Annotated in this window: 11 protein-coding genes and 1 pseudogene; 6 read left to right on the forward strand and 6 right to left on the reverse strand. The window is 50.5% G+C overall.

Features of this window, described 5'->3' with window-relative positions; all coding sequences use genetic code 11:
- Positions 1-142: 142 nt before the first annotated feature.
- Entirely contained in the window at positions 143-406 is a 264-nt protein-coding gene (gene rpsT, locus BLV85_RS13075) for a 30S ribosomal protein S20 (RefSeq protein WP_090415681.1), read from the reverse strand.
- Positions 407-852: 446 nt separating this feature from the next.
- Between rpsT and BLV85_RS13080 the strand changes: the two genes are divergently transcribed.
- From BLV85_RS13080 to BLV85_RS13095, 4 genes are all read left to right on the forward strand, one after another.
- Positions 853-1,197: a hypothetical protein gene (locus BLV85_RS13080; RefSeq protein ID WP_090415682.1), complete on the forward strand. Its 345-nt coding sequence runs from the start codon at positions 853-855 to the stop codon at positions 1,195-1,197.
- 93 nt (positions 1,198-1,290) lie between these two features.
- Positions 1,291-1,587 (forward strand): PepSY domain-containing protein, encoded by a 297-nt coding sequence (locus BLV85_RS13085; protein ID WP_090415683.1) that lies wholly within the window; start codon positions 1,291-1,293, stop codon positions 1,585-1,587.
- Positions 1,588-1,621: 34 nt separating this feature from the next.
- A complete protein-coding gene (locus tag BLV85_RS13090; RefSeq protein WP_090415690.1) occupies positions 1,622-2,311 on the forward strand; it encodes a response regulator transcription factor in 690 nt (229 codons plus the stop codon).
- Between the two features lie 54 nt (positions 2,312-2,365).
- Entirely contained in the window at positions 2,366-3,715 is a 1,350-nt protein-coding gene (locus tag BLV85_RS13095; protein ID WP_090415684.1) for an ATP-binding protein, read from the forward strand.
- Here the strand turns inward: BLV85_RS13095 and BLV85_RS13100 are convergent.
- The 3 genes from BLV85_RS13100 to BLV85_RS13110 are packed head-to-tail and all read right to left on the reverse strand — an operon-like array spanning position 3,705 to position 6,321.
- Positions 3,705-5,273: an FAD-binding oxidoreductase gene (locus BLV85_RS13100; RefSeq protein WP_090415685.1), complete on the reverse strand. Its 1,569-nt coding sequence runs from the start codon at positions 5,271-5,273 to the stop codon at positions 3,705-3,707. The genes BLV85_RS13095 and BLV85_RS13100 overlap by 11 nt on opposite strands.
- Before the next feature lie 13 nt (positions 5,274-5,286).
- The gene (locus BLV85_RS13105) at positions 5,287-5,991 is read right to left on the reverse strand and encodes a hypothetical protein (protein WP_090415686.1); all 705 of its coding nucleotides are present in this window, start codon (positions 5,989-5,991) and stop codon (positions 5,287-5,289) included.
- A 27-nt stretch (positions 5,992-6,018) separates the two neighbouring features.
- Positions 6,019-6,321 carry a c-type cytochrome gene (locus tag BLV85_RS13110; RefSeq protein WP_090415687.1) on the reverse strand — a complete coding sequence of 101 codons (303 nt, stop codon included), beginning with the start codon at positions 6,319-6,321 and terminating at the stop codon, positions 6,019-6,021.
- Positions 6,322-6,540: 219 nt separating this feature from the next.
- On the opposite strand from BLV85_RS13110, the gene BLV85_RS13115 reads away from it, so the two are divergent.
- The gene (locus tag BLV85_RS13115) at positions 6,541-7,221 is read left to right on the forward strand and encodes an NADPH-dependent FMN reductase (protein ID WP_245725222.1); all 681 of its coding nucleotides are present in this window, start codon (positions 6,541-6,543) and stop codon (positions 7,219-7,221) included.
- 75 nt (positions 7,222-7,296) lie between these two features.
- On the opposite strand, the gene BLV85_RS13120 is transcribed toward BLV85_RS13115, so the two are convergent.
- A complete protein-coding gene (locus tag BLV85_RS13120) occupies positions 7,297-7,899 on the reverse strand; it encodes a DUF4202 domain-containing protein (protein ID WP_090415688.1) in 603 nt (200 codons plus the stop codon).
- Positions 7,900-8,510: 611 nt separating this feature from the next.
- Between BLV85_RS13120 and BLV85_RS15725 the strand changes: the two are divergent.
- Positions 8,511-8,702, forward strand: a pseudogene (locus tag BLV85_RS15725) (ISNCY family transposase); the annotation flags it as partial.
- A 276-nt stretch (positions 8,703-8,978) separates the two neighbouring features.
- On the opposite strand, the gene BLV85_RS13130 reads toward BLV85_RS15725, so the two are convergent.
- Positions 8,979-9,785 (reverse strand): methane monooxygenase/ammonia monooxygenase subunit C, encoded by an 807-nt coding sequence (locus tag BLV85_RS13130; RefSeq protein ID WP_090415689.1) that lies wholly within the window; start codon positions 9,783-9,785, stop codon positions 8,979-8,981.
- Positions 9,786-10,549 lie beyond the last annotated feature (764 nt).

A 10,549-nucleotide genomic window follows, 5' to 3' on the forward strand; every position in this document is an offset into this window, starting at 1 on the left:
CGAGATGTTCGCCTGTACCATCCCTGCTAGCAACAGCCCTCCCGCTAGCATTATACCTTTCAGCCAATGCCTGGCATGCATGTCTCTCTCCTTTTTATTGAATGTTTATACCCGCTAGAGCACGGATAAATTATGAACCACCTCAACCCATCGCTTTGATGGCGCTGGAAAGGCGGCTTTTATGCCTCGATGCTTTATTTTTATGAATGATGCCTTTATCTGCTATCGAGTCGATAGTACTAACCGACTTTCTGAAGGTCGCTTCTGCCAGGCCTTTATCGCCCGTGGCAATCGCTTTTCTAATACCTTTAATTGCAGTACGCAGCCTGGAGCGCAAACCGAAATTCCGCTCACGCCGCTTGACGGTCTGCCTGACGCGCTTTTTAGCTTGTGCAGTATTTGCCATAGATCTTTAATTCTCCAATAATTTTCTCGTTGCTACAGTTGCTACACTTTTTCACTTTATTTCTGAATCGCGTGATTCTACGTTTATTTCACGTTTAATGCAAAAATTGCCTCGCACAAAAAAATACACTGATTTTCCTGCGATCCATAACCATCCATCCTGCGCGTCTCGAGCACTCTGCCAGCGACAGCCAATAGCACATTTGGGCATGTTAATGGCTCAAGGCAAGATCCCACCCTCTCCTTTTCTACAAACCAATGCAGAAAACTGCAGCGACTATTGATCAAAACCCTTATCACCCTACCCTGTAGCCCAAAACGCCCGCAAGAAACAAGTCCGCCCAATAATTTTCCGATTCGTTCAGCTTGCGTTCAGGTGGCTCCGGCTATAGTAGATTCCAGGCAACAACACTTGAGGCAAACCAACCAGACAAAAGGAGAAATGCCATGAAAACCAGAGCCTTTTCGTCAGTGGCAATATTGTCAGTTTTATTATTGGCAATTACGCTGGCAATGCCGGCAGCCGCCCAGGCAAGAAATTCCCAGCATATTTATGGCAACCAGCAGAACAATTACTACTTCGGTTCCGCTGGCCGTGGCTATCCAAGATATGTCGCACCCCGCGACCATCGCAGCCATAAGAAATTTTACAAAAATCGTCGTCATGCACGGCATGGCCATTACAATCCCTACCGCTATGCGCCACCCTATGGCGGCTATTACTACGGCCCCCGGGATAATTTTTCACTGGGCATTCGTTCAGGCAATGCACGAATTATGATAGGCTATTGAATCGTGGGGCTGGCATGTCGTCTGACTGCATGACCAGCCTCAATATGTCCATATGTCATCGTCAACGACTGCAGCCAGCCCAATCGATCCAGCATGCGCCGCCTTCTGAACCCTCTGTTGATTATGAGCGCGATTCTGATACTACTGCCAGGCACTGGAATCGCTTCTGCCCAGCCTTATACCGTACAATTCCTGCCTGCGAGCAATGCTCGCCAAACTGAAATTTCTCAGCAAAAAGCCGTGGCTATTGCGCAAAAACATGTCAATGGCCGTGTGCTGTCGGTCAGCCGCTCGGCCAGCAGTTACCGGGTCAAAATACTCAACCGCAAGGGCAATATCCAGGTTGTAACCGTAAACGCCAGCGATGGCGCCATTCTATCGACTCGCTAACAACGGCCCTCCCACTGATTGCCGAATGACTGCCATGCGGATATTAGTAATCGAAGACGAAGCTCATCTGCAGCAACAGATATGCCAGCAACTCGAATCAGCCGGCTTCATGGTCGATCGGAGCGCAAACGGCAAGGAAGGCCTGCATATTGCCAGTGAATACCCGCTCGATGCTGCGATCGTGGATCTGGGACTGCCTGGTTTATCCGGACTGGAAATCATTGCTACGCTACGCCGCCAGGGCAGCCTGCTGCCCATACTCATTCTGACTGCTCAATCCAGCTGGGAAGACAAGGTAAAGGGCCTGGAAATTGGCGCTGACGACTATCTGGCCAAACCTTTTCAGATGGAAGAGCTGCTTGCCAGAATCAAGGCCCTGCTCCGGCGCGCCGCCGGCACGCCGGATGCCATCATCGCACGCGGCCCGATATCCCTGAATACGGAGACTCAAACCGTAAGCGTTCAGAATCAAACGATCAATCTCACTACATTTGAATACCGGTTGCTAGAGCTTTTAATGCGCAATCAGGGCAAAATATTTTCCAGACAAGTCATGACTGATTACCTCTACCCGCATGGCGAAGAGCATGACAGCAATGTGCTCGAGGTCATAATCGGTCGCTTGCGGCGCAAGCTCGATCCGTCCGGCACACACAACCCGATTGAGACGGTGCGTGGACGCGGCTATCGTTGTACGATTGAACCCAAGATGCAGCATGATTGACACCCAACGACCACCGATCGCGCAGGCGCCATACAGCGATGCCAGGCAAGCCGCATGATGTCACTCAATCAACGCATCCTGGCCAGTGCCTCGATCGTACTCTTGCTGTTTGTGGGAGGAACCGCCTTTACCCTGGATCACGCTTTTCACGATAATGCACTGGCCGCCCTGCAAGACCGGATGCTAGGTAAGCTGTACTTATTAATGGGCAGTACCGAGGTCGATTCAGCAGGCAATTTATCCATGCCCGCAGAACTCCCGGGTCTGCCTGAACTCAATCAGCCAAACTCCGGCACCTATGCCTACATTACCAATGGCGCGCAAACGATTGCCTGGCAATCCGCATCGATCCTGCACTTAATCCCGCCCCTCGCAACCCGGCCAGCCATCGATCATAAAAACTTTGAGCGACTGGTGCTCAATCAGACCCCTTATTTTATCTTTAGCTTTGAAACCGAGTGGGAAACCCAGACCATCAATCACCCATTCACATTTCATGTAGTGATGGACAGCACATTGTTTGATAGCCAGATCGATCGTTATCAGAAGAATCTATGGAGCTGGCTGGCCATCATTGCCATCCTGTTATTGACTACCCAGGCCTTTGCGTTGCACTGGGGCTTACGGCCAATGCGCAAGGTTTCCAGAGAATTGAATAATATAGAAATGGGTGTACAGGACAGTCTCCACGGCATTTATCCAATTGAGCTGAGAAGGCTGACTGACAATATCAATTCTTTGCTCAATCATGAACGGAAACACCAACAACGCTATCGCAATGCATTAGCTGATTTGGCTCACAGTCTAAAAACACCGCTGGCGATTCTGCAAGGCGCACTCCGAACTGAAGCAGATGCAAAAAAGTTGCAGCTGCTGCTGGCCGAACAAGTCCAGCGCATGGACCATATTGTTCAATATCAACTACGGCGGGCCGCCGCCGTGGGACAATCGCCCGGTTCGCGGTTGATCCCGCTGCGCCCGGTTGTTGAAAAAATCATCAAAGCGGTCTCGCGCGCGCATTACAGCAAACAACCGCAGACAACCATCAAAATAGATCCGGCATTACAGGTACGCATCGATGCAGGCGATCTGATGGAATTGCTTGGCAACCTGATCGACAACGCCTTCAAATGGTGCCAAAACGCTGTTTGCATATCGGCCTACAACGCAAACAACCAGACCATCATCAGCATCGAGGACGACGGCCCGGGCATCCCGCAGGATGAAATTGCCAGAATTCTGGAGCGAGGTGAGCGAGCGGATCCATCCGTTCCCGGACATGGCATTGGCTTGGCCATTGTCCAGGACATTCTGCAAGCCAATGGTGGCCAACTGTCCATCAGGCCAATGCAGCCAACCGGAAGCAGCGTGACAGTCCATTTCGCAGCAGCCGCTACCCCTTGAATGTTTCCAGGTCGATTCCCGATTTGCCCGGCGCCAGAATATTGTTGGGGTCCAGCGCGCGCTTGATTGCGTGCTCGACGCGACGTTTAACCGGACCATAGCTTTGCGCCACGCGCTCCATGAATGCCGTATTGACACGGTAAACGGCGTATCCTTGCCGCTCGAATTCATCCAGCAATTCTTGGAAACATGCATAGGCAGCCTTGAATTCAGCGGGATCGCTGCGATCGCACAAAACATCGATAACATGATGCATGTCACGCCAGCCCACGATGAACTCACCCACATAGTCCAAGCCGTACTTGTTCAGTATTTTCTTGGCAAGCCGCATCTGTTTGCTGGTTTCGCTGCCACGGGCCTGACTGACTGGCGCAAACCACATCGATCCACCACCGCCACGCCAGTTGTATAATCCAAACTCCTGCAGATTGGGAATACCCTGCATCAACTTGGCACGATACTTGAACGGTTCCGTATCGCCAGCTTCCTCCTCGGTTATGATGGCGCCCTTCCCCAAGGCCTTGATCGCATCGGTAACGATCTGCCAATTCACGGCAACCTGTTCCCGGGTACCGTAAAGCGCCGCATACACATTCCACTGACCGATGCCTTTATCGGCACAGATACGTTCGATCACGTCATCGGGCGTCACGCCCTGGCCCTCATAATATTGCGTACGGCGAACATTCGCGCCACCGGCTTCCCAAAGTGCGTTGGCAATCACCAATGCGTTTGGAATGATCTGGGCAATACGCAATGGACGAAGCACTTCCACGATGTCGGCAATGTCATCCTCCGAGTCAAATTTGATGGAAAATGGCTTGTAGACAGGCGGCCTGGGCATCAGCCAAAACCCCATTTTGGTGCAAATACCATAATTGGATTGTGTGAACAGACCATCGATTGTCGGCCCATATCCCCATTTGAAAACCTGCCAGCTATTATCACCCTTGACGCCACCCATGCCGGTTCTCAACACTTCACCATTGGCCAGAACGACCTCCATCCCGCATTGCATCAGAAAGTGCTCACCATAGGGGGTATACCCCACTCCCCGGTCCATGGTATTGCCCAGCGGACCTGCAATAGCGGAAGGGGCGGGCATCGATAGCATCAGCGGCAAGTCATGCGCTTGCAGATAGTCGTAAAGCTGCTGATAAGTCACACCGGGCTCGACCAATGCCGTACACAGCTCGGGATCGACATGCAGAATCTTGTTCATTTTCTTCAGATCGAGGATGATCTGACCGCGGTGATGGGGAGCAGCCGAGCCATAGCCAAAGTTGCGGCCGGTGGAAATTGTCCATATCGGGATCCTGTACTCGTTACAGATTTTCACGATTGCCTGGATCTGCTCCACTGTTGTCGCTGTCAGCGCAGCGGATGGCGCGTGTTCCGCTTCATCCACTGGCATCATGATCTTCATATAGGCGATCAATTGCTCAGGTTTCGTCAAAACGTTCTCATCACCCAGCAATTTACGAAATGCCTCGACAGCTTTCAGAAACGCCTGCTGGTTCACCCCTCGCGGCAGTACGTCGAATTTCTGCTCACCCATGTTGACAGCCCCCCTAAATCTCAAAAGCAAACGAAATAAAATGACCCGTCGCTGGCATCAGGCCGGCATCCATCCTGGGCGCCGCCGGAATCACCGTCCGGCCGAGACTGGCAAGCCCATGGCCGAGATCCACGGCCCACTGCCCACGGTCTCTGTCTGCCACACCACACAAATTTTGCGTGAGTCTGGAAGACTGTATTCCCCTTCCTGCCGACTGCCGATCCAGATCGCAACTGGCGCCATGCACGACAAGTTGCTGGATCAACGAGGCTGCGCAACCGTCAGCCATTTGGCTGCTGAGTAACTGATGGTGTGATCGGTCCAGACTGACTGCATGTTGGCCAAGCCAGTACACACGTGCACCCGCGGCGCGCGCGAGTTCAACGATAAGCGTGCCACAGGCATCATCCACCAAGCCCACGATATATTCCCCCCGCGCATCCTGAACATGACGCTGCAATGTCAGCAAAAAATCCAAACCCAGACTGGTATCGTGCAACTGCAATGAACCCGAATGGTCAGCTGCCTGCACCCCTTGAATAAAGGCCGAGTATTCGGCCCTGTCATTCACCAGTGCCAGAATGGGCTTTGTGGACTCTGCGTGCATCGCAGACTTTGCCGGATCATTTGCCAGACTCATACCCGACCCGATCAATCCCGGACCCGATAAGCCGCCCACAACCATCCCCTTAAGCAGCAAACGCCGTTGAGCATCCATGATTCCTCTCCATTTTTTGTTGACCAATCAGTAGATGAACCGTCCAATCTGCTTCAGCTCTTCGTCGCTGATATAGGGTTCGGGAAAAGCGGGCATGGCCCGCAACCCACGCCGCACGATATAGTGGATGTATTCCGGAGGCAGTTGCCGGTCTTTGATATTCGGACCTATGCCAACATCATGACAATATCCGCATATTTTGGCATAGACGATTTCACCGTCACGCGGCTGCGCGCTGTCTTCGGCATGAACAGATAACGATATGGAAAACACGACGCCCACGATGATGGGCCGTATTTTTATAATGGGAATATATTTTGAAGAGATCATCGCATGCTCCAATTTTACGCAAGCAAATGAGGCAGCCCGGAAATGTTCCCGGTGCGTTGATCATAAGCTAACCGGGGAACAGAAAGATATCCGCTTTTTATCTGTCAAGCAGTTTCAATTTACAAACGTTCCCTTGACGCGTCAAATATTATTCAGCATGCAGACTCAAGTAGAATGGAATAATGCTCGTCCAGACGTTCAGATTAACGAGTTTAAAACATGACAGAATCACCAGATATGCCTCTGAAATTTTTGGTATTCCTCGGATCGACGAGAAACAGCGCACCCCCCAGTCCGCCCCGGCTGGGGCTGCGCGTCGCGCGGGCATGCATTGCCGCAATCAACCAGGGCAGCCATTGCGCGGCACTCGTCGACCCGCTTGATTACGAACTGGCCTCTCCCTTCAAACCCCATTTCGCCTATGCGCACGGCAAAGCCCCTGCCGCGCTTGAATCTTTGGCAACAAGCATAGCAGGCGCGGACGGATTCATCATGGTCAGCCCGGAATACAACCATTCCATGAGTCCCGCCCTGGCACACCTGCTGAATCATTTCGGCAGTTCGCTGTTCTCATACAAACCCAGTGCGATTGTCACTTATTCGGCAGGCCAATGGGGCGGCGTGCGGGCCGCCATGGGCATGCGCGCCTTCCTATCCGAGCTCGGTTGCCTACCCGTCTCGGCGATGATCCATATGCCCAGAGCCCATGAGGTACTGGGAACAGACGGCAATTTCCTTGATGGTGTGGACGGGCAGGAATGGGCAAAATATTTTGCCAGAACCTTTATCCAGCTGGATTGGTGGGCTACCGCCGCGCAACAACAGCGTGCCGCAAGCGGCGCGCGTCCACCTGCCCCGGCTTTCACCAGAGACCCTTCCCAGCGAAACGCGCCAGAATGACAGCGCAGCCAATTGCAGCCGTTCCAGCATGCTGCGGATGACGGAGTGACTTGAGATATGCAACAAGAACCGGTTTTATTCCGACACTGCCTTACGGATCATCGCAGCCAGCGCTTCTGGCAATGAGACATGCCCCGCGAGCACATACTGACGCGCCTGGACGGACAGCTTGTTCCAAACTTTGCGAATAATATCGAGCCACTTCTGTTGGTCGTATTCAGGATGTTTATCAACGAAGTCGAGTAGATAATGCTCAAGAAAAACCAGCCCGGCAACATCCTCCAAGAGCTGGGTATCCGGGTTGGTCGTGAGCGATTTCTTCCCAACGGCCTGCGCGACGCGAGCAATGAATGCATTCTCATATCCAGCCTTGGCAAGCAAATCGGCAACAGTGTTCGCATGAAATTCATACAACCCGGCACGCCATTGATGATAACCTCTGCGGTTCATCGGATAACCACTGCGCGGCGATTGCCAGCGCTGAATGTGTTGCGCACTCACCGCCAGCTTCATGGCATCATCGGCATCGGGCGCATAGCGTTCGAGCATGTCTGACATGCGATGCGAGTAAAGCAGTGCTTTCGGCCATGCTTTCCCTTGGCTGATTTCCAGATTCGGGTCTGCACTATTGGCAGCCTCTATCAGCTTTCTCGCTTTGTCGAAGCATTGCTTTGCCATATGAGCAACTCACCGAGTCATGAAATTAAAATAGACGACCAGCAACGATTAAGACTGCACTGCAGAGTGAACGGCACGGCTTGATACAGGACGGCCCGCCCCCGCGTGGCGAACGCTGGTGCAATAACGGCATTGCTCTAAGGTTTGTACCAAAAGACGAACAACTACCCGCGATCCGAAGCTGAACGCACAACATCATTCTCTTCACTGGAAAAAAGGAACAGCGCCCACCGCCTTGCGCATGGCACACCAGGCCTGCCGGGTTCTGGCCCCGACGCCGCCACCTGCTGGTGACAAAAAAGTAAAGGGAATGCCGCCCCCTTAATCGCTACATCCGGAATAATTTATGATGCAAAGCTGGCGTGATGATTATAAGATGGGTGCCAATGCGTGAGTTTATTGCATCAACAACCAGCCAGTGCCAATTAATCTATTGATGCAATTAGGTTTGTCACCAATTTAAATACTTGGTGAAACAATGAGTTGGTGCCCAGAAGAGGACTCGTTGTTTGTTAAAAAACAATATATTATAATAAATCGGTGCATTTATGGTGTAATTAAAAAGCTTCGTGATAAACCCGCCACTTCTCCTATCCCGTCAAGCCATCAACCAATCGGCAATCCAAGCATTGGAAGTGCATGGTCTGGATAAATGTCCGGATCATGGCATCAACGGGTTTGAACGGTACGTTGCACCGTCCATTGTTACCAGAAATATCCTTCGTATCGGAGATATTCTATGGCAACAGGATCTCAAACGTGCTCGCCGGGCAAACGCACAAAGTTCAAGGGTTTTCGCATAATTTGTTAAAAAACCTTGCACTTAAATATTGATTTATACGATATTTCAATTCAGAAACAAACATTTATAATTTTTGAGTAAGCTATAACTAAGAAGCGCAAGATAGTATTTCATCAGGGCAAGAATCGGCCCAAGAAGCTGAATTCAGAACTAAGCATTTCTGTTTACATACCTGTTATTGGGGCAGCCAGTTGTAAACTGGCTGCGAAGACGTGCTAATAGATTATCAGAATCAGGCATGAGGCCAATTGAGTTATATTTTGACCCCCTTATACCACTAGGCTTTTACGACATCATCCAGTATGGATCTGTCTTGCTTGTTCCATTCCACATCCAGTAGGTTGGAAAAGCGCGCCATGATCTGAACAGCAAGCCCACCGGCGAATAGAGCGGCCCAAGCCAAGACGACGAAGCCCCAGTGCAACGGAGCGCTGAATAACTCTTCCATGAACCAAAAGGCATGGCCCCATTCATTCAGACCGACATTGGGCAGACTCATCAACGGTCCGGCTATTGTCATTACCAATGGAAACGATGTGCCTTTGTTATACAGGGGCAATCGTGTATTGGCATACAGGAGTGTCGATATACCCATAATGATATACAACGGGAAAGCGCCATAAAATAGAGGTATATGACTGGGTGTAAAACTTGTGTCCCTGATAATCACCTGATGCCATGACGCGTCTTGTTCGGTGAAAAAGCTTGACCCCCAGTAAACGGCGAACATATAAGTTCCAAGCCACATGAGAAAATAGAAATACCGTTTTATCTCCTGCTTTGGGGTCAGGCTGGAAAGCTGCTCGGCAGTATTGCGAGTCCGCCACAAACACCCCCAAACAATAAGCGCTACAGTAGGCAAGATTATCATGTGAGCGCGCCACAGGCCCATCCAAATCCGGTCGAATTCCGGCTCCATCGAGTCCAGACCAACTGAATAACCGTAGGTACGTTGAAACCAAACCCAGAAAACCGCTACTCCCAATATGGGCAATAGACCGAATTTATAGTATTTGGCATCGAACCACTCAGATATATCATAAGCCTGCTTTATAACCTTATCATTTGATATGCTTATAGACATTGAAACCACTCCTTACTGCATAAAATCAGAATTTCCGAAGAAATTCAGAAATCAGAAACGAACGCTACCAATCAGGTTTCTGGACGAAATTTGATTTAGGGCAATTCCGGGCTGCTGAGAAAGTTTCAGTTAATCGAATCAAACTCACGCAACTTCCGGATTTCAAGACTTTCATGGCAACTGTCCTCTCTTGTTTGACGAAAATAAAAACTACTGTTTTTTTTTCAGATACTTATCTGAGCGCTTGAATCTGACAAAGTTCCATGGTGAATTATATGGCATACATGCCATATAGATAATTTAACTAGCTTCAGCTACGATAGGAAATATGTTCAGCCATAAAACAAGGTGACAGATAGCAACCACACGAGAATGCTTGCGCAAATATCTTGAAATGTGGGTAGAGATCAGACTCTCGCCATCTCCCATCAAACTGTTTCTGTGGTTGTCCTGCACACGATGTTCCGAAGTTCCTTGCGCCGACAGTACACAGATTTCCAGCTGCTCTTGTTGGAACCTTGTACAGCCAGTAGTCGTAGATGGCTGCTAACTCGCAAGTTTGAGGGAGTAGATCAGTTCTCCCTACTGGGTGGCTTCACGCCCGCCCTGGTGTTGGCCATGCACTGCGCTTCAGGTCAAAAAAATTCTGGAGAAAAACAAATATTTTTGGTAACTATTCAGCGAAAAAAATGCAAAAAGTGCTTGACAGGGTTTTTGTGTAAAAAAGCAAGATTACCGATACATTTGGAGTTGCCCGTCAGGGC

The organism is Nitrosomonas halophila, assembly GCF_900107165.1.
Taxonomy (GTDB): domain Bacteria; phylum Pseudomonadota; class Gammaproteobacteria; order Burkholderiales; family Nitrosomonadaceae; genus Nitrosomonas; species Nitrosomonas halophila.

Excerpts from the sequence above, each read along its gene's own strand:
- BLV85_RS13105 (WP_090415686.1), bottom strand. The coding sequence starts at position 5,991 with ATGGATGCTCAACGGCGTTTGCTGCTTAAGGGGATGGTTGTGGGCGGC.
- BLV85_RS13080 (WP_090415682.1), top strand. The coding sequence starts at position 853 with ATGAAAACCAGAGCCTTTTCGTCAGTGGCAATATTGTCAGTTTTATTA.
- BLV85_RS13115 (WP_245725222.1), top strand. The coding sequence starts at position 6,541 with ATGACAGAATCACCAGATATGCCTCTGAAATTTTTGGTATTCCTCGGA.
- BLV85_RS13085 (WP_090415683.1), top strand. The coding sequence starts at position 1,291 with ATGCGCCGCCTTCTGAACCCTCTGTTGATTATGAGCGCGATTCTGATA.
- BLV85_RS13110 (WP_090415687.1), bottom strand. The coding sequence starts at position 6,321 with ATGATCTCTTCAAAATATATTCCCATTATAAAAATACGGCCCATCATC.
- BLV85_RS13100 (WP_090415685.1), bottom strand. The coding sequence starts at position 5,273 with ATGGGTGAGCAGAAATTCGACGTACTGCCGCGAGGGGTGAACCAGCAG.
- BLV85_RS13095 (WP_090415684.1), top strand. The coding sequence starts at position 2,366 with ATGATGTCACTCAATCAACGCATCCTGGCCAGTGCCTCGATCGTACTC.
- rpsT (WP_090415681.1), bottom strand. The coding sequence starts at position 406 with ATGGCAAATACTGCACAAGCTAAAAAGCGCGTCAGGCAGACCGTCAAG.
- BLV85_RS13120 (WP_090415688.1), bottom strand. The coding sequence starts at position 7,899 with ATGGCAAAGCAATGCTTCGACAAAGCGAGAAAGCTGATAGAGGCTGCC.
- BLV85_RS13130 (WP_090415689.1), bottom strand. The coding sequence starts at position 9,785 with ATGTCTATAAGCATATCAAATGATAAGGTTATAAAGCAGGCTTATGAT.
- BLV85_RS13090 (WP_090415690.1), top strand. The coding sequence starts at position 1,622 with ATGCGGATATTAGTAATCGAAGACGAAGCTCATCTGCAGCAACAGATA.